Here is a 17,771-nt window from a genome sequence, read left to right on the forward strand (position 1 = left end):
GATCAGAGGTCTTTCGCGAGCCGCAGCCCCGTGAACTGCCAGCGCGCCGCCGGCGGAAAAAAGTTGCGATAGCTGGGCCGCGTGTGGCCCGCGGGCGTGGCCACGCTGCCGCCGCGCAGCACCAGTTGCCCCACCATGAACTTGCCGTTGTATTCGGCCGCAATGCCCGGCATGGGACGGAAGCCGGGATACGGGTCGTACGACGAACGCGTCCATTGCCAGACGTGCCCGGTCATCTGCGAGATGCCGGGTGCGTCGAAGGCGGCCTCCCATTCGAACTCGGTCGGAAGGCGCGCGCCGGCCCATTCGGCATAGGCGGCGGCTTCATAGAAGCTCAGCTGCGAGACGGGTGCGTCGGCCTCCATCGGGCGCACGCCGTGCAGGCCGAACACATGCCAGCCGCTCGCGTTCTGCGACGCGCCGCCGAAGCCAAGCCGTGGATCGTCTGCCGCGAGCCAGTACGCCGGATGCCGCCAGCCGTGGGCCTGTACCGCGGCCCAGCCGTCCGACAGCCACAGCTCGGGCCGCTGGTAGCCGCCATCGGCAATGAATTGCGCGAAGTCGCCGCAGTTCACCAGCCGGTCCGCGATGGCGTGCGGCTGCACCAGCGCACGGTGGCGCGGCGTTTCGTTGTCGAAGGCGAAAAGGCCGTCGTCCGCATGGCCGACCTCGACGACGCCGCCGGGTTGCTCGATCCAGCGCACGGCGGGCGGCACGGCGGCCAGCCGCAGCGCGGGACTGCTCGCGGGCTTGTAGGCCGGCAGCATCGGGTTGCACGACAGCGCATGCAGGATGTCGGTGAGCAGCAGCTCCTGGTGCTGCTGCTCGTGATTCAGGCCGAGCGTGACGATCGGCTCGATCACGCTCCAGTCGACGGCACCGTCGGCCTGTCCGAGCAGTTCGCCCACGGCCTCGTCGACGTGCCTGCGGTAGGCATGCACCTCGTCGATCGACGGCCGCGTGAGCAGTCCGCGATGCGGGCGCGGATGGCGCGGGCCGAGCGCCTCGTAGTAGGAGTTGAAGAGATAGTGGAAGCGCACGTCGAAAGGCACGTAGCCCGCAACGTGCGGCTCCAGCAGCACCGTCTCGAAGAACCAGGTGGTGTGCGCGAGATGCCACTTGGTCGGACTCGCATCGGGCATCGACTGGATGCACTGGTCTTCGGCAGACAGCGGGGCGGCCAGTGCAAGGCTGGTGGCGCGCACCTCGCGAAATTTGTCGCGCAGTGCGCCTGCCGCCTGTGAGGTCGGCCGGGAAAGCGTCATGGGATCTCCAGTCGGGTCAGCCGCAAGTTGTAGCCCATCAAGGCTGCGGCAGTGCGTAGGACAAGGTCCCGCCGGCCATCGACCGAAGATCGGCGGGCAGCCACTGTGGCACAAGATGCGCTGGCGTGCAGAGCGGCTGCGTATCATCCGTCGCATGCAAACGACCAACCCTTCGGGCAGGCCCCGGGTCGTCATCGTCGGCTGCGGATTCGGCGGGCTCGAAGCCGCACGCAAGCTGCAGCGCGCCGATGTCGACGTGACGGTGATCGACAGGACCAACCACCATCTGTTCCAGCCGCTGCTGTACCAGGTGGCCACGGCGGGACTGGCGGCGCCATCCATCGCAGCGCCGGTGCGCTCGCTGTTCCGCAAGCAGCCGAACATCACGACGCTGCTGGGCGAGGTGAGCGGCATCGATCCCTCCGCCCAGTCGGTGCACCTGGCCAACGGCGACCGCGTGCCCTACGACCACCTGATCGTCGCGGCGGGCGCCACCCACAGCTACTTCGGGCACGACGAATGGGCACCGATGGCACCGGGCCTCAAGACCCTCGCCGATGCGTTCGAGATCCGGCGCCGCGTGCTGCTGTCGTTTGAGACCGCCGAGATCACCGCCGACCTGGAACGCCGGCGCGCCCTGCTCACCTTCGTGGTGATCGGTGCCGGTCCCACCGGCGTCGAGATGGCCGGCACGCTGGCCGAGATCGCGAAGCACACGCTGTCGGGCGAGTTCCGCCACATCGATCCGGGCAGCTCGCAGGTGCTGCTGGTCGAAGGCGGTCCGCGCGTGCTGCAGGCCATGCCCGAGTCGCTGAGCCAGAAGGCGCTCGAGCAGCTCGAAAGACTCGGCGTGGAGGTGCGGCTCAATGCGCGCGTGACGGCCATCGACGCCACCGGGCTCGAGGTGCAGGCCGGCGGCGGCACGGACGGTGCGCCGCCCGAGAGCTACCGAATCGATAGCAGCTGCGTGGTTTGGGCGGCTGGCGTGGCGGCCTCGCCGCTGGGCCGAATGCTGGGCACGGCCACCGGTGTCGAGTGCGACCGCGCGGGCCGCATCAAGGTCGAGCCCGACCTGAGTCTGGCGGGCCACCCCGAGATCAGCGTGGTCGGCGACCTTGCCGCCGCCATGAGCCATGCACCCGGCAAGCCGCCGAGGCCGGTACCGGGCGTGTCTCCCGGCGCCAAGCAGATGGGCCGCGCCGCGGCCGCCAACATCCTGCGCCGCATCGCGGGCCGGCCCACGGTGCCCTTCCGCTATGCCGACTACGGCAACCTTGCCACCATCGGGCGCAACTCGGCCGTGGTCGACCTGGGCACGCCGTTCGGGCCGCTTCGCTTCAGCGGCCGGCTGGCGTGGCTGTTCTGGCTTTTCGCGCACGCCTACTTCCTGATCGGCTTTCGCAACCGCATCGTCGTGATGATGGACTGGGCCGGTGCCTACTGGAGCTTCCAGCGCAATGCGCGCGTGGTCGCCGACGTGCAAGGCAGGAGCGAATCCTGATCATGAGACGCCCCCCGGCTTCGCGCACTTCGTGTCGCTTCGCCAACCCCCTCGCCGGGGGCGGCACCGGCGGCACGGCGAAGCAGGTTACGAGGTGTCCCGCGAACAGGCTGCGCCGCTTGCATGCACCGTGCGTCATGCAAAAGCACGGCCAGACAGCCTGGCGAGCCCCGTGTCTTTGATCGCATGGATCGCCGTGCACGCTGCCGAAGGGCTGTTGTGCCTCTGGGTGCTGCGCTGGGGAGGCGCCGAGTGGCTCGAAGGCACCTTCACCTCGGGCGTTCTCTTCGGCAGCTTCGCGCCGCGGTGGAGCGCCGAAGGACTGAAGATGGCGGCGCTGATCCTGCTGGTGTTCTGCGCCGTCAGCTTCGTCGCGGGCCTGTTCGTGCCAGGGCTGCGCTGCTGGGCCGGCGGCGGCTGCTGACGACCGGCGCGCCTCGAGGCCTCAGCGGCCGATCGCCCCGCCGTCGTTCTTCGTGATGGCCACGATCGCCGCGGAGGTCGGAGTCGTCCGTGCGGTCGAAGTCCTTGGCCATGTTCTTCTCGCCGCGATTGCGAGGACCCGCGATGGTGTCGCCGCCCCGTGAATCCGCCGTGACACGGTCGCGGCGCCAGCCGCTGCGACTCAGAAGAAGCCGCCCCAGTGTGGGTGTTCGCTGCGATGCTGCCTGCGCCATTCCCATGGCGGCGTCGGGCCGGCGTCCGACCACAGGCCGGCGCGCCGTGCGCGTGCGACGTCCTGCAGCTTGAACAGCCCGCCGCCGCGCTTGGTGGCGAGGTGGTTGTAGTCGTACACCCAGGCCCAGCCGTCGGCCACCATGCGGCTGCCGGCGTCCTCTCCGTTGCAGCGCACGTCGGCCACGGTGCGGCCGTAGCGGTCGGTATCGATCTCGGTGATGAGCGCCTTTTCCTGGAAGCAGATGCTGCTCAGCGCCTGCCTGCTGCGCTGGCCGTAGGGCTGCGTCTTCTCGGGAGCGTCGATGGCCGCGATGCGCACCTTCACGCGCTCGTAAGCGCCGATGCGCCCGCAGCGGGCAGTGAGCGTGTCACCGTCGCTGATGCCGACGACCAGGCATGAGCGGGGAGCGGCGTGGACAAGAGCGGGGGAAAGGGAAGAGGCCAGGAGGCAGGACAGGGACAACAGCGCGCGAAAGTGCATGAAAGAGCCGGAGATAGGCAGAATGGCCGGACCGATCGAGGCTAAGGGATCCACGCGCGGGGAGGGATCGGGACACAGTTTTTTTCTTTCTTCCGAACCGCGCTTCGAAGGAGACACCTCACCATGCAGGAACCCACCCGGGACGACTGGTTTTTCGCGGCAAACGACGCATGGGACGCCGGCGCCCACAAGAAGGCGCTGTCGCTTTTCCTCAAGGCGGCGGCCGCGGGCGAGACCCACGCGCTCAACAGCGTCGGCTACTTCCTCGACCATGGCATCGGCGTCGCGCGCAACAGCACCGCCGCGCGCGACTGGTACCGCAAGGCCGCCAAGGCCGGCGACGTGGCCGGATGTGCCAACCTCGCCATCTGCTATCGCGACGAAGGCAACTTCCGATGGGCGCGCTTCTGGTTCGAGCGCGCCTACGCGCAGGGCGACGGCGACGCCGCCCTCGAGCTCGGCCGCCTCTTCCTCTGGGAAGGCCCGAACCAGAACCACCGCAAGGTGGTCGACTACCTGACGAAGGCGGTGGCTTCGTCGGGCGTCAGCGAGGATGGCAGGAAGGAAGCGGGGAAGCTGCTGAAGTCGCTCGGACGGAAGTGAGCAGGCTCACTTCGCAGCGTTCTCGTCCTCCTGCAGCAGGCGCCACATCACCTTGCCACTGCCGCTCTTGGGCAACGCATCGACGAACTGCACCTTGCGCGGGATCTTGTAGACCGCCATGTTCTCGCGGCACCAGTCGATGATCTCCTGCTCGGTGGTGTCCTTGTGCGTGGGGCGCAGCACGACCACGGCCTTGACCGACTCGCCGCGGTAGTCGTCCCGGGTCGAGATGACGCACGCTTCCTGGATGGCCGGGTGGCGGAACATCAGCAGCTCGACCTCGGCGGGCCACACCTTGAAGCCGCTCGCATTGATCATGCGCTTGAGCCGGTCGGTGATGAAGAAGTAGCCGTCCTCGTCCATGCGGCCCATGTCGCCCGAGCGGAAGAAGCGCTTGCCCTCGAACTCGACGAAGGCGGCCGCCGTGGCGTCGGGGCGTTTCCAGTAGCCCTGGAACACCTCGGGGCCGTGGATGATGATCTCGCCCGATTCACCAACCGGCATCTCCACCAGCGTGTCGGGGTCGACCACGCGCGCGTCGGTGCTCATGAACGGAATGCCCAGGCACTGCTGCTTGGGATGGTCCGACGGGTTGGTGTGGGAAGGCGCGGCAGTCTCGGTCAGGCCGTAGCCTTCCTGGTACTTGAGGCCGTACTGCTCGAACAGGCGCTGTGCCACCGCCTGCGGCATGGCGGCGCCACCGCCGCCGATGTAGTTCATGCTCGAGAGGTCGTAGCTGGCGAAGTTGGGACTGGCCATCAGGTCGATGACCATGGTCGGGATGTTGGTCCAGGCCGTGACCTTCCAGCGCGAGATGAGCCGCCCCGCCACGTCGCGGTCCCAGCGCGGCATGATGATCAGCGTGGCCGCCGCCAGCACCGCCGTGTGCATCATGCTCACCACGCCGGTGATGTGGAACATGGGCACCACGGCCAGCACCACCGCCTCGGAGGTCGAGCCGCCCCACATCTGGCCGGCCACCGCGTTGTGCATGAGGCTCGAATGGTGGTGCACGCAGCCCTTGGGCAGGCCGGTGGTGCCGCTGGTGTACGGCAGCAGCGCCATGTCGTTGGCGCCCACCACGTGCTCGGGCGGCGCGTGGCCGGCGGCCAGGGCGTCGGTCCAGGCCATGGCCTGGCCGCCTTCGAGCGCGGGCAGCGGGTGGCGGGTGCCGAGCCAGTCCTTCCAGGCGGGCGCCGGGGCGTCGTCGCCCGACGCGTCGGCATCGAACGCATCGGTGAACTGGGTCACGATCATGTGAGCGAGCCGCTGCTCGGGCGGCAGCGCGTTGCTGGCCTTGGCGAGTTCGCCGGCGAGGTCGCCGGTGATGATGGCTACCTTGGCGTCGGGGTCGGTGATGTAGTGCTTGAGCTCCTCGGCCCGGTTCATCGGATTGACAGGCACCACCACCGCGTTGGCGCGCAGGATCGCGAAATGCGCGATCACCAGCTGCGGGCAGTTCTGCATGTCCAGGATCACCCGGTCGCCGCGCTTCACGCCCAGCGCGTGCAGCGCGCCGGCCAGGCGCTCGGCCTGCGCCGCGAACTCGCGATAGCTCAGTACGCGGCCGAAGAACACCAGGGCGGGCTTGTCGGGGTAGCGCGCGGCCGAGGTGGCCAGGTTGTGCCAGAGCGACGTCGCAGGCACGGTGATGGAGTGCGGGAGGCGTTTGGGCCAGAACTTGTAATGCGGGCGTTGTTGCATGGTGGGAACAGGCGGGGGAAAGGGAAAGACAAAGGAAAAAGCGCCGCAAGGCGATTGCCCGCCAGCCTAAGCCGCCGGGGCCGCCGCTCCCATCGGGGAAGCCCCCGGGGCGTCGCCTAGGTGACGCACTTTCTTCCGGCTCTTGCGGTGCGGTACCCCCCCCTTCCGGGCGACCCCGCATGCGACGTGCGACTACAGACAGCCGGCGCTTTACCGGCGATACCTGTCGCTCCCTCCAACCACCAACCGACCGAAGGAATCGACATGGCAGCAGACAAGCACGCGAGCGTTCACTGGGAAGGCGCCGGCAAGACCGGCAAGGGCCAGATCAGCACCGAGACCGGCGCCCTGAAAGACTATCCCTACGGCTTCGCCAGCCGCTTCGAGGACGACAAGCGCGGGACCAACCCCGAGGAGATCGTCGGTGCGGCGCACGCCGCCTGCCTGACGATGGCCTTCGCCTTCGCGCTCGAGGCGGCGGGCCTGACCGCCACCCGCATCGACACCAAGGCCGCCGTGCGCCTGGCCAAGGACGGCGCCGGCTTCAAGATCGACCGCATACAGCTCGAGCTCGACGCGGCGGTGCCCAACCTCGACGAAGCGAAGTTCCAGGAGATCGCGGCCGCCGCCAAGGCCGGCTGCCCGCTGTCGAAGGCGCTGGCGAGCGTGCCCGAGATCACGCTGAAGGCCACGCTGGCCAGCTGATCGCGTTGCCTATGATCGTCTCCTCATAAAAAAGGAGACGGATCATGAACAAGCCAGCCAGGACCGCAGCCGCGGTCCTTTCTTTCGCCCTGGGCGCGGCCGCGGGCCCGGCCGCCACCGCGGCCTACCCCGACAAGCCGATCAAGGTCGTCATCGGCTTCCCGGCCGGCGGTCCGCTCGACCAGCATGCGCGCCTGCTCACCGACAAGCTGCAGGCTGTGCTCGGCCAGCCGCTGATCGTCGACTACAAGCCCGGCGCGGGCGGCTCGGTGGGTGCCGACGCGGTCGCCAAGAGCCCCGCCGACGGCTACACGCTGATGCTGGCGAACACCGGCGTGGCCGTGATCAACGGCGCGCTCTACAGCAAGCTGCCCTACAACACCCAGCGCGACTTCGTGCCCATCGCGCGCACCGCCATGCAGCCGCTGGCGCTGCTCGTCACGCCCAAGCTGCCGGTGCAGGATCTGAAGCAGTTTGTCGACTACGCCAGGGCGCGGCCCGGCCAGGTCAACTACGGCTCGGCCGGCAACGGCGGCATCAGCCACCTGGTGCCCGAGATGTTCAAGACCGCCACCGGCATCTTCATGGTGCACATCCCCTACCGCGGCAGCGCCCCGGCATTCACCGACCTGATGGGCGGGCAGGTGCAGTTCATGGCCGAGTCGATCCCGCAGGCCGCCAGCTACCACAAGCAGGGCAAGGTGCGCGCGCTGGCCGTGACCAGCCGCGAGCGCAACCCCGCGCTGCCCGACGTGCCGACCGTCATCGAGTCGGGCTTCAAGGGCTTCGAGGTGGTGGGCTTCTACGGCTTCCTCGCGCCGAAGGACACCCATAGGGACGTGGTCGCCAAGCTGAGCGATGCGTTCAGGCAGGTGCTCACGAGTCCCGAGGTGCGCGAACGCATGGTGAGCCAGGGCGCCGACCCGGCCTTCCTGGGCAGCGAGGACTTCGCGCGCTTCCTGGCCACGGAAACGCCGCGCTGGGAAAAGGCGGTGAAGGCCTCCGGCGCGCGGATGGACTGACGCCCGCCGCTCAGCTGGGCGTGGCCGCGTGCCGCTCCAGTTGCGCGCGGTTCAGCAGCTCGATGCTGCGGTAGCGCACGCGCAGCGTGCCGTCTTCCTCCCACAGCTTCAGCTGCCGGTTCACGCTCTGGCGCGACACGCCCAGCATGAACGACAGGTCTTCCTGCGACACGCCCAGCAGCGTGCCGCCGCCCTCGCCCGGCGCCGAGCCGTGCGCGTCGAGCGTGAGCAGGCGGTGCGCGAGCCGCACGGGCAGCGGCATCAGGATCACGTCGTCGATCCACGCCAGCGCCTGGCGCAGCCGCAGGCACACCAGCCGCGTGAAGGCCATGTGCACGTCCGCGTGCTCGGCCACCAGCCGGTGGAAGTCGGACGCCGCCACCACCGCCATCTCGGTGGTGTCGACCGCGCAGGTGTCGTAGACCCGCTCGCGCCCCACCAGCAGCGACACCTCGCCGAACCAGTGGCCGGGCTCGAGCATGGCGATCACGGCCTCGCGCCCGCCGGGCGCCACCACGCTCACGCGCAGCGAACCGCCGACCACGCCGAACAGCGCATCGGGCGACGAGCCCTTGTGAAAGAGCGACTCGCCCCGCGCCAGCGTCCGCCGGTGCGCCACGGCGAGCAGGCGCTGCTGCACATCGTCGGCCAGCCGCATGTCGCCGTTGTGCACGGGTGAGGGCTGGACGTCCGGCTCGGGATTGCGCGGGGCAGTGGGCGTGCGTGGCATCGCGGGTTTCTCCGGAGCGGCGATTGCCAACACCGGACAGTCTTGTTTTCGGGGCCTGCCGATAGTACGCAGCGAGCCCGGCGCGGTGCATTCGCAGCAACCCGGGGACCGGTCATTCACTGTCACATGGAGCACACCCCGATGAACGCCCACACCGAACTTCAAGCCCGCCGCGAGCGCCTGGTGCTCGACCACTTCGCCGACGAAACCCGCCAGGACTTCGACGCCGTGCTCGGCACCTTCCCGCATCCGCACTACGAGCTGATTCCCAGCGGCGAAGTGCACGACGGTGTTGCCGACGTGCGCCAGTACTACATCGACACGCGCCGCGCCTTCCCCGACCAGCGCCACGAGATCATCCAGCTGCGGCACGCGGAGGACTCGGTGATCGTCGAGTTCTGGCTGCTCGGCACGCACCGCGGTCCGCTCAAGGGCATTCCGCCCACCGGCAACAGCTTTCGCTGCCGCATGAACGCCTTCTTCATCTTCGAGGGCGACCGGCTGGTATGCGAGCGCGTGTACTTCGACACCCTCACGATGCTGCGGCAACTGCTGGCCGGCGTGCCGGCGGCACAGGTCGGCGCGCTGGTGGGCAGCCTGCTGGGCCAGCCCGCGTCCGCCACTGCCGCCGAAGCCGCCACCGCATGACGGCCCTGCGCAGCGACGCGCTCGGCGGCCGCCACGCCATCGTGACGGGCGGCGGGCGCGGCATCGGGCTCGCCATCGCGCGGCGCTGTCTGGCAGCGGGTGCGAGCGTGGCGCTGTGGGACCTCGATGCCGCGACGCTCGCGGACACGCAGCAAACGCTCGCGCCGCTCGGCACGGCGACCGCCGAAGTCGTCGACGTGCGCGACGAGGCACAGGTCGCCCGCGCCGCCTGCCGGTCGCAGGAACGCTTCGGCGGCATCGACATCCTCGTCAACAACGCCGGCGTGCTCGGCCCGACCGTGCCGGCGTGGGAGCACACGCCCGCGCAGTGGCGCAACGTGCTCGACGTCAACCTCACCGGCGCCTGGCTGTGCTGCCGTGCGGTGGCGCCGGTGATGCTCGCGCAGCGGCGCGGGCGCATCGTCAACATCGCGTCGGTCGCGGGCAAGGAAGGCAACGGCCTCAACGCCGCCTACTCGGCGTCGAAGGCCGGCCTCATCGCGCTGACCAAGTCGCTCGGCAAGGAGCTGGCGTCGGCAGGCGTGCTGGTGAACTGCATCACGCCGTCCGCGGCCGACACCGAAGTGTTCGCGGCCGTGCCCGCGGAGCACCGCGAGCGGTTGCGCACGGCGCTCCTGTCGCGCGTGCCGATGGGGCGCTTCGTCGAAGTCGATGAAGTGGCCGCCATGGCCGCCTGGCTGACGTCGGACGACTGTTCGTTCAGCACCGGCGCGGTGTTCGACATATCCGGCGGGCGGTCGATGTACTGAGCGCGGCTGTTCAGGGCGCGTGCACGGCACAGCGCGCGCCTGCGGCGCCGGAAAGCACGCCCCTGAACGACGCACTCGACGAATCCAATCACGACGAATTCCAGGAGACGACGATGACACGAGACCCCGAGCCCACCGGCTTCGCACAGCTGGCCCACTTCGACGGCACCCGCACCGCCGCCGTGCCGCAGGACCGCCTGCGCGCCATCCGCCGAGGCGCGGAAGCGATGCGCGAACAACTGCTCGACGCGCCGCCCGTGCGCTACGCGCGCAGCTTCGACCTGCTGCGCATTCCGTATCCCGCGTGGTTCGCCTTCACCGGCCTGTACTCGCAGCAGCTGCTCAAGCCGCACATGGTGCACCTGCTGGCACGCACCACGCTGGTCCAGTACGACGACTTCGAAGGCCGCCTTCGCACCCTGCTCTTCACGCCGGCAGACTTCGAGGCAGGCAACGAAACGCCCTACTTCAAGCGCCTGGGCGAACAGACGCCGAAGTTCCTGCACAAGACCATTGCGCCGGTCTACCGGACCGTGCCGCAGGCACTGGCGAGCTGCGGCGTGTCGCCGGAGCAGGTCGACTACATCACCTACGACCACCTGCACACACAGGACGTGCGCCGATGGCTCGGCAGCACCGGCATACCGGGCCTGCTGCCGAACGCGAAGCTGCTGGTGCATCGCCAGGAACTCGCCAGCGTGCAGGGCCTGCTGCCGCTGCAGGCCGACTGGTACTGCCCGCACGGGCTCGACGGCGTGCCTCTTGAACGAATCGTGGCCTTCGACGGCAGCATCCAGCTCGGCCGCGGCGTCGCGCTGGTGCACACGCCGGGGCACACCGAGGGCAACCACTCGCTGGTCTACCGCACCGCCGACGGCCTGCGCGTGAGCAGCGAGAACGGCGTGTCGGCCGACAGCTGGTCGCCGCTGCAGTCGCGGCACAACGGCATCCGCCGCCATGCGCAGGCCACGGGCGCGGAAGTGATCCTCAACGGCAACACGCAGGAAGGCAGCAACGACCAGTACCTGTCGATGGTGCTCGAGAAGACGCTGGCCGGCACCTCGGCCACGCACGGCTTCAGCAACGTGGTGCCCTCCAGCGAATGCTCGCCGCACTGGCTGTTTCCGGGTGCGCCCACCAGCCACCTGTGGGGCGAGACCTGCTTCGGCACGCCCACGTGCGCCTGAGCGCCGGCAAGGAACGCAGAAGGAGACCCACGATGAACACCGCCGCCCTGGACAACACCGCCGCGCGCCCGCAGGCCGATGCCGCCGCGCAGGAAGACGCCGCGCTCTTCCGCAAGATCACCTGGCGCCTGATGCCGCTGCTGTGCGCCTGCTACGTGCTCAACTACCTCGACCGCACCAACGTGGGCTACGCCCAGTTGCAGATGAAGGAGCAACTGGGCTTCAGCGACGCGGTGTTCGGGCTGGGCGCGGGCATCTTCTTCATCGGCTACGCGGTGTTCGAGATCCCGAGCAACCTGATGCTCGCGAAGATCGGCGTGCGGGCGACGCTGCTGCGCATCATGGGCCTGTGGGGCACTGCCTCCGCCGCGATGATGTTCGCCACCACGCCCACGCAGTTCTACGTGCTGCGCTTCCTCATCGGCGTCTTCGAGGCCGGCTTCGCGCCGGGCGTGCTGTTCTACCTGACGCTGTGGTTCCCGTCGCACCGGCGGGCGCAGGCCACGGCGCTGTTCTTCATGGCCTTCGGCGCGGCACCGGTGGTGGCCGGGCCGATCGCCGGACTGACCATGACCTACCTCGATGGCGCGCTGTCGCTGCATGGCTGGCAGTGGCTCTTCCTGCTCGAAGGCATTCCGAGCGTGCTCCTGGGCATCGCGGCCTTCGCGTGGCTGTCCAACGGGCCCGGGCAGGCAGCATGGCTCTCGCCCGCCGAGAAGCAGCGCGTCGCGCGCCTGCTGGCCGACGACCATGCCGCGCACGACGCCGGCGGGCGCCACACCTTCGGCGCGGCCATGCGCGATGCGCGCGTGTGGCTGATCGGGTTCATGTCGTTCCTGATCATCCTCGGCATCTATGCGCTGTCCTTCTGGCAGCCGACCATCCTGAAGTCGATGGGCCTGAGCGTGCTGCAGATCGGCTTCTATGCGGTCATCCCGGCGGTGGCGGGCATCGCGGCCAACATCGTCGTCGGCAGGCACTCGGACCGCCGCCGCGAGCGCCGCTGGCACTTCGCGCTGAGCGCGGTGGCGGGCGCGGCCGGCTTGGCGCTGACCACGCTATTCATGCACGAACCCCTTGCCGCCGTGCTGTGCCTGGCACTCGCCTCCATCGGCATTTCGGCCGCCTTCACGGTGCTGTGGTCGGTGCCGGGCAGCTTCATGACGAAGCGCGCGGCGGCGGCGGGCATCGCACTCATCAGCACCATCGGAGGGAGCGCGGGCCTGGTGGCACCGATGATGGTCGGCGCACTCAAGACGATGACCGGCGGGTTCACCGCAAGCCTGTACGTGCTGAGCGGCGCGCTCGTGCTGTCGGCACTGCTCATGCTCGTGGCGCTGCCCGACAGCGCACTGGGCCGCGCACGGCACTGAGCGCGCTCCCCATCGCCGGGCGACGGGACCCGGACGCCTGATCCATTTCGGTGCACACGCCTTGCATACCAGTTGGCACAGAAGCTGCTGGTATGCAGGCCCATGGCCATCTCCGCATCCGAAATCAGTGCACGCATCGTCGAAGCGGTGATGGCGCAGAAGCTCGCGCCGGGTTCGCGCCTGGGCGAGCAGCAGCTGGCCATGCTCTTCGACTGCAGCCGCACCATCGTGCGCGAGGCGCTCACCCGGCTGGCAGCGCGCGGCATCGTCACCGTGAGCGCGCGCCGCGGATGGTTCGTCATCGAGCCGTCGCAGGACGAGGCACGCGAGGCCTTCGAGGCGCGGCGCGTCATCGAACTGGGCCTCATCCGGAGTGCAGGCGCGGGCAAGCTCGCGAAGACCGCGCTGCGCCAGCTCAAGGTGCACCTGCAGCGCGAGAAGGCGGCCCTGAAGGAAAGCGACGTTGGCAACCGCAGCTTCCTGCTGGGCGACTTCCACGTCTGCCTGGCCGAATGCCTCGGAAACTCGCTGCTGGCCGACACGCTGCGCGACTACACGGCGCGCACCACGCTGATCGCCATGCTCTATCAGTCCACGCACGATGCGGTGCAGTCGTGCGAAGACCACGTGCAGATCGTCGCGGCATTGGAGCGCGGCGACCACGCCGCCGCCGAGTCGCTGATGGCGGCGCACATCGGCACGGTGCAGTCGGCACTGCGCGTGCAAGCGCCCACCGACCCGCTGGCGCAGTTGCGCGATGCGCTGGCGCCGCTGCCCGACACCGCTGCGCCATCGCCCGCACCGAAACGCCGCAAGGCAGCCCCGTCCACCGATTCCGATTCCGACTCTTCGACCTACCTAGGAGCCCTGCTATGACCTTCCCGCTTTCCAAACGCCACCTCGCGCTCGCAGTGGCCTCGCTGGCCATGCTGGCCGCCGCCGGTGCCGCCCAGGCCCAGAACGCACTCGACAACGTGCTCAAGGCCAGGACCATCAAGATCGCCGTGCCCACCGACTACCCGCCCTACGGCTCGGTCGACAGGAACATGAAGCCGCAAGGCCTCGACGTGGAGATGGCCGAGCTCATCGCCGCCAAGCTGGGTGTGAAGATCGAGCTGGTGCCGGTGACCAGCGCCAACCGCATCCCGTACCTGCAGACCCGCAAGGCGGACCTGGTGATCTCCACGCTCGGCAAGAACGCGGAGCGCGAGAAGGTGATCGACTTCTCGTCGGCCTATGCGCCCTTCTTCCAGGCCGTGTACGCCGGCAAGAGCATGAAGCTCACCAGCTTCGCCGACATGGCAGGCAAGACCGTGGCCGTGACGCGCGGCGCGATGGAAGACCAGGAGCTCAACAAGGTCGCGCCGCCGAACGTCGACTACCGCCGCTTCGAGGACAACAACGCCACCATCGCCGCCTTCGTGGCCGGCCAGACGCAGACCATCGCAACCAGCGCGGCCGTGGCCGGCGACATGCTCGCCAAGAACCCGAAGGTCAGCGCCGAATTCAAGCTGCTGCTGAAGGACAGCCCCTGCTTCGTCGGCATCGCCAAGGGCGAGACCGCGCTGAAGACCAAGGTCAACGAGATCATCGCGGCGGCCAAGAAGGACGGCACGCTCGATGCCATGTCGAAGAAGTGGCTCGGCAAGGCAGCCGGCGACCTCCCCGTCTGAACGGGCACTTCCCATGCTTCGCGCGCTTCGTGTCGCTGCGCACACCCCCTCGCCGGGGCAACGCCTGCGGCCCGGCGAAGCCGGTTCCGCGGCGTTCCACGAACAGACTGACCTATGAACATCGAGTTTGATTTCGGTGCGGTGCTCTCCGAGTGGCCGCTGCTGCTGCGCGGCGTGGCTTGGACCATCGGCCTCACGGCCGTGGGCACGGTGCTGGGCATGGTCGTGGGCACCTTCTGCGCATGGGCGCGATCGGGCGGGCCGAAGTGGCTGCGGCTCGTGGTGGGCACGTACGTGGAGCTGATCCGCAACACACCCTTCATCGTGCAACTGTTCTTCATCTTCTTCGGGCTGCCGGCCGCGGGCGTGAAGCTCTCGCCGGAAGTGGCCTCGGTGATCGCGATGGTGATGAACCTGGGCGCGTATTCCACCGAGATCATCCGCGCCGGCATCGAGGCCACGCCCAAGGGCCAGATCGAAGCCGCCGTGAGCCTGGCGCTGAGCAAGGCGCAGGTGTTCCTGCGCGTGGTGCTGCCGCCGGCGCTCAAGAAGGTGTGGCCCGCGATGGTGAGCCAGATCGTCATCGTGATGCTGGGCTCGGCGGTGTGCGGGCAGATTTCCACCGAGGAACTTAGCTACGCCGCCAACCTCATCCAGAGCCGCAACTTCCGCGCCTTCGAGGCTTTCATCATCGCCACGCTGATCTATCTCGTGCTGTCGGTCGCGCTGCGCCGGCTGCTCGACTGGGCGGGGCCGAAGTTCTTCTTCGGCCGTTGAGCGAACACCGGAGCCTGTGGACATGGTCGATTTCTCTCTCTGGGACATCCTGCGCAACCTGCTGATGGCGCTGCGCTGGACCGTCGTGCTCTCGCTCATCGCCTTCGTAGGCGGCGGCCTCGTGGGCGCGCTGCTGCTGTTCCTGCGGCTGCGCGGCGGCAAGGCCGCGAACAGGGCGGTGGGCCTGTACGTGCAGCTCTTCCAGGGCACCCCGCTGCTGATGCAGCTCTTCCTGGCCTACTTCGGCATCGCGCTGTTCGGCATCGACGTGTCGGCATGGACGGCCGCCAGCGTGGCGCTCACGCTGTACACCAGCGCGTTTCTCGCCGAGATCTGGCGCGGCTGCGTGGCTTCGATTCCCAAGGGCCAATGGGAGGCATCGGGCAGCCTGGCCTTGAGCTTCGGCGAACAGATGCGCCATGTGATCCTGCCGCAGGCCGTGAAGATCGCCATTGCGCCCACCGTGGGCTTCCTGGTGCAGGTCATCAAGGGAACGGCGCTGGCGTCGGTGATCGGTTTTGTCGAACTCACCAAGGCCGGCAGCATGATTTCGAACGCCACCTTCAAGCCTTTCGTGGTGTTCAGCTGCGTGGCCCTGCTTTATTTCGTGCTGTGCTTTCCCGTGAGCCTGTACGCCAAGACCCTCGAGAGGAAGACCCATGGCCGCCGTGCTTGACGAATCGCAACAACAGCCCGCCACCTCGGTGGGCGCGCCCATCGTGCGCATCACCGCGCTGCGAAAGTCCTACGGCACCAACGAGGTGCTCAAGGGCATCGACCTGGACGTGAAGCGCGGCGAGGTGATCGCCATCATCGGCAAGAGCGGCTCGGGCAAGAGCACGCTGCTGCGCTGCATCAACGGTCTCGAGGTGTTCCAGGAAGGCGCGCTCACCGTGGACGGCAAGCCGCTGCTGCACGAGAGCGCCATGGCCATGCGCGAGTTGCGCCAGCGCGTGGGCATGATCTTCCAGAGCTTCAACCTGTTCCCGCACCTCACGGTCGGCAAGAACGTGATGCTCGCGCCCACGCTGGTCAAGAAGCGCGGCGGCATGGAAGCCGCGTCGCAGGCGCGCAAGCTGCTCACGCGCGTGGGCCTGGCCGAGAAGTTCGACGCCATGCCCGACCAGCTCTCCGGCGGCCAGCAGCAGCGCGTGGCCATCGCCCGCGCGCTGGCCATGGAGCCGGCCGTGCTGCTGTGCGACGAGATCACCTCGGCGCTCGACCCGGAGCTGGTGGGAGAGGTGCTGCGCGTGGTGGAGTCGCTGGCGGACGAGGGAATGACGCTGCTGATGGTCACGCACGAGATGAGCTTTGCGCGCAAGGTGAGCGACCGTGTCATCTTCATGCACCAGGGCCGCGTGCACGAGATGGGGCCGCCGGCGGACCTGTTCGGCAATCCGCAGACGGCGGAGTTGAAACAGTTCCTGTCGTCGCTGCATGACTGAAGTGGCCGGCCTGGGCTATCCTCGGTCCATGGCTTGCCTGCACACCGCGCCGATCATTCGCACCCTCCGAAAAATGGTGGGTTAGCGCGCGGTTCCAGAAGTACACGCCACACGACCCGCCCCACGAGGCGGGTTTTTCGTTTCCTGGGGTTCTCTTCCAAACCCATCCGACAGGAGAAACGAATTGACATCCATCCCCATGCTTCACATGGTCTGCGGCAAGATCGGCGCCGGCAAGTCGACGCTCATGCGGCAACTTGCCCAGGCACCCGCCACGGTGCTGATCAACGAGGACACGTGGCTCGCCGCGCTGTACCCGGGCGAGATCCACGAGCTGCCCGACTACGTGCGCAGCGCGGGCCGGCTGAAGCAGGCCATGGCAGGCCATGTGGTGGCCTTGCTCGAGGCCGGCGTGTCGGTGGTGCTCGACTTTCCCGCCAACACCGTGAGCAACCGCAACTGGATGCGCGGCATCTTCGAGGCCGCTGGCGCGGCGCACACGCTGCACTTTCTCGACGTGCCCGACGCGGTCTGCAAGCAACGTCTGCACGCACGCAACGCGAGCGGGGAGCATCCGTTCGAGACGACGGATGCGCAATTCGACCTGATCAGCAGCCATTTCGTGGCGCCATTGCCGCACGAAGGCTTCGCCGTGCTGCGACATGTCTGAGCCTGCCCGCCGCTATGCTCGGGCAAGATGCAGATCGAACAAGCCCAGCCCTCCGAAGCCGCCACCGTCGCGGCCGTATTGAACGAAGCCGCCCGGTGGATCGCCGCGGAAGGGCGACCGCTGTGGACCCCGGCGGACATCGCGCCGGAGCGCGTCCGGCGCGACACCGAAGCCGGCGGCTACTTCATCGCGCGCAGCCGCGCCGAGGTGGCGGGTGTCGTGCGGCTCGACCTCGAAGACCCGCACTTCTGGCCCGAGATCGAAAGCGGCAGCTCGCTCTACGTGCACAAGCTCGCAGTGCGCCGCGCGTTTGCAGGCCACGGTGTGCCGTCGCTGCTGCTGGACTTCGCCCGCGAGCGCGCACACCGCCTGGGCCGCGGGTTCCTGCGTCTGGACTGCGTGGCCGACCGCGCGCCGCTGCGCGCGCTGTACGAGCGCAACGGCTTCTCGCTGCACAGCGTGATCCACAAGGGCGAACGCGCCTTCGCACGCTTCGAACTGCCCGTGGCGACTTTCGCCGGGTAATTGCGTCACCCGCC

At 68.5% G+C, this 17,771-nt stretch carries 20 protein-coding genes; 16 read left to right on the forward strand and 4 right to left on the reverse strand.

What is annotated here, in order from left to right:
* Nucleotides 1–2 precede the first annotated feature (2 nt).
* On the reverse strand, nucleotides 3–1,265 hold the full coding sequence (egtB, locus tag AACL56_RS20995) for an ergothioneine biosynthesis protein EgtB (RefSeq protein ID WP_339091732.1): 1,263 nt from the start codon (nucleotides 1,263–1,265) through the stop codon (nucleotides 3–5).
* Nucleotides 1,266–1,419: 154 nt separating this feature from the next.
* On the opposite strand from egtB, the gene AACL56_RS21000 reads away from it, so the two are divergent.
* Nucleotides 1,420–2,766: an NAD(P)/FAD-dependent oxidoreductase gene (locus AACL56_RS21000; protein WP_339091733.1), complete on the forward strand. Its 1,347-nt coding sequence runs from the start codon at nucleotides 1,420–1,422 to the stop codon at nucleotides 2,764–2,766.
* A gap of 172 nt (nucleotides 2,767–2,938) precedes the next feature.
* Nucleotides 2,939–3,190, forward strand: a complete 252-nt coding sequence (locus tag AACL56_RS21005) for a hypothetical protein (protein WP_339091734.1) — start codon at nucleotides 2,939–2,941, stop codon at nucleotides 3,188–3,190.
* A gap of 201 nt (nucleotides 3,191–3,391) precedes the next feature.
* Here AACL56_RS21005 and AACL56_RS21010 read toward each other — a convergent pair whose 3' ends face one another.
* Nucleotides 3,392–3,925 carry a thermonuclease family protein gene (locus tag AACL56_RS21010; RefSeq protein WP_339091735.1) on the reverse strand — a complete coding sequence of 178 codons (534 nt, stop codon included), beginning with the start codon at nucleotides 3,923–3,925 and terminating at the stop codon, nucleotides 3,392–3,394.
* A 123-nt stretch (nucleotides 3,926–4,048) separates the two neighbouring features.
* Here AACL56_RS21010 and AACL56_RS21015 point away from each other — a divergent pair, with 123 nt between their 5' ends.
* Nucleotides 4,049–4,528: a tetratricopeptide repeat protein gene (locus AACL56_RS21015; RefSeq protein ID WP_339091736.1), complete on the forward strand. Its 480-nt coding sequence runs from the start codon at nucleotides 4,049–4,051 to the stop codon at nucleotides 4,526–4,528.
* 6 nt (nucleotides 4,529–4,534) lie between these two features.
* Here AACL56_RS21015 and AACL56_RS21020 read toward each other — a convergent pair whose 3' ends face one another.
* Nucleotides 4,535–6,232, reverse strand: a complete 1,698-nt coding sequence (locus AACL56_RS21020; protein WP_339091737.1) for a long-chain fatty acid--CoA ligase — start codon at nucleotides 6,230–6,232, stop codon at nucleotides 4,535–4,537.
* 264 nt (nucleotides 6,233–6,496) lie between these two features.
* On the opposite strand from AACL56_RS21020, the gene AACL56_RS21025 reads away from it, so the two are divergent.
* Together AACL56_RS21025 and AACL56_RS21030 are read left to right on the forward strand one after the other, a co-directional pair.
* Nucleotides 6,497–6,937: an OsmC family protein gene (locus AACL56_RS21025; protein ID WP_093239017.1), complete on the forward strand. Its 441-nt coding sequence runs from the start codon at nucleotides 6,497–6,499 to the stop codon at nucleotides 6,935–6,937.
* A gap of 44 nt (nucleotides 6,938–6,981) precedes the next feature.
* Complete coding sequence (locus AACL56_RS21030) at nucleotides 6,982–7,959, forward strand: Bug family tripartite tricarboxylate transporter substrate binding protein (RefSeq protein ID WP_339091738.1); 978 nt, start codon at nucleotides 6,982–6,984, stop codon at nucleotides 7,957–7,959.
* A 10-nt stretch (nucleotides 7,960–7,969) separates the two neighbouring features.
* Here the strand turns inward: AACL56_RS21030 and AACL56_RS21035 are convergent, their stop codons facing one another.
* On the reverse strand, nucleotides 7,970–8,689 hold the full coding sequence (locus tag AACL56_RS21035; RefSeq protein ID WP_339091739.1) for a Crp/Fnr family transcriptional regulator: 720 nt from the start codon (nucleotides 8,687–8,689) through the stop codon (nucleotides 7,970–7,972).
* 141 nt (nucleotides 8,690–8,830) lie between these two features.
* Here AACL56_RS21035 and AACL56_RS21040 point away from each other — a divergent pair, with 141 nt between their 5' ends.
* From AACL56_RS21040 to AACL56_RS21090, 11 genes are all read left to right on the forward strand, one after another.
* Nucleotides 8,831–9,337 carry an ester cyclase gene (locus AACL56_RS21040; protein ID WP_339091740.1) on the forward strand — a complete coding sequence of 169 codons (507 nt, stop codon included), beginning with the start codon at nucleotides 8,831–8,833 and terminating at the stop codon, nucleotides 9,335–9,337.
* Nucleotides 9,334–10,107, forward strand: coding sequence for an SDR family NAD(P)-dependent oxidoreductase (locus AACL56_RS21045; protein WP_339091741.1), 774 nt, complete (start codon nucleotides 9,334–9,336; stop codon nucleotides 10,105–10,107). The genes AACL56_RS21040 and AACL56_RS21045 overlap by 4 nt, the downstream gene beginning before the upstream one ends.
* A 113-nt stretch (nucleotides 10,108–10,220) precedes the next feature.
* A complete protein-coding gene (locus AACL56_RS21050) occupies nucleotides 10,221–11,294 on the forward strand; it encodes a hypothetical protein (protein WP_339091742.1) in 1,074 nt (357 codons plus the stop codon).
* Nucleotides 11,295–11,326: 32 nt separating this feature from the next.
* A complete protein-coding gene (locus tag AACL56_RS21055; protein ID WP_339091743.1) occupies nucleotides 11,327–12,667 on the forward strand; it encodes an MFS transporter in 1,341 nt (446 codons plus the stop codon).
* A gap of 102 nt (nucleotides 12,668–12,769) precedes the next feature.
* A complete protein-coding gene (locus AACL56_RS21060) occupies nucleotides 12,770–13,543 on the forward strand; it encodes a GntR family transcriptional regulator (protein ID WP_339091744.1) in 774 nt (257 codons plus the stop codon).
* On the forward strand, nucleotides 13,540–14,340 hold the full coding sequence (locus tag AACL56_RS21065) for a transporter substrate-binding domain-containing protein (protein ID WP_339091745.1): 801 nt from the start codon (nucleotides 13,540–13,542) through the stop codon (nucleotides 14,338–14,340). The genes AACL56_RS21060 and AACL56_RS21065 overlap by 4 nt, the downstream gene beginning before the upstream one ends.
* Before the next feature lie 114 nt (nucleotides 14,341–14,454).
* On the forward strand, nucleotides 14,455–15,117 hold the full coding sequence (locus tag AACL56_RS21070; RefSeq protein WP_339091746.1) for an amino acid ABC transporter permease: 663 nt from the start codon (nucleotides 14,455–14,457) through the stop codon (nucleotides 15,115–15,117).
* Nucleotides 15,118–15,139: 22 nt separating this feature from the next.
* The gene (locus tag AACL56_RS21075; protein WP_339091747.1) at nucleotides 15,140–15,793 is read left to right on the forward strand and encodes an amino acid ABC transporter permease; all 654 of its coding nucleotides are present in this window, start codon (nucleotides 15,140–15,142) and stop codon (nucleotides 15,791–15,793) included.
* Nucleotides 15,777–16,562 (forward strand): amino acid ABC transporter ATP-binding protein, encoded by a 786-nt coding sequence (locus tag AACL56_RS21080; RefSeq protein WP_339091748.1) that lies wholly within the window; start codon nucleotides 15,777–15,779, stop codon nucleotides 16,560–16,562. Before AACL56_RS21075 ends, AACL56_RS21080 begins: the two co-directional genes overlap by 17 nt.
* Nucleotides 16,563–16,761: 199 nt before the next feature.
* The gene (locus AACL56_RS21085; RefSeq protein WP_339092915.1) at nucleotides 16,762–17,232 is read left to right on the forward strand and encodes an ATP-binding protein; all 471 of its coding nucleotides are present in this window, start codon (nucleotides 16,762–16,764) and stop codon (nucleotides 17,230–17,232) included.
* 27 nt (nucleotides 17,233–17,259) lie between these two features.
* Nucleotides 17,260–17,757, forward strand: a complete 498-nt coding sequence (locus tag AACL56_RS21090) for a GNAT family N-acetyltransferase (protein WP_339091749.1) — start codon at nucleotides 17,260–17,262, stop codon at nucleotides 17,755–17,757.
* The last annotated feature ends 14 nt before the right edge of the window (nucleotides 17,758–17,771 follow it).

This window comes from Variovorax paradoxus (genome assembly GCF_902712855.1).
Lineage (GTDB): Bacteria > Pseudomonadota > Gammaproteobacteria > Burkholderiales > Burkholderiaceae_C > Variovorax > Variovorax paradoxus_Q.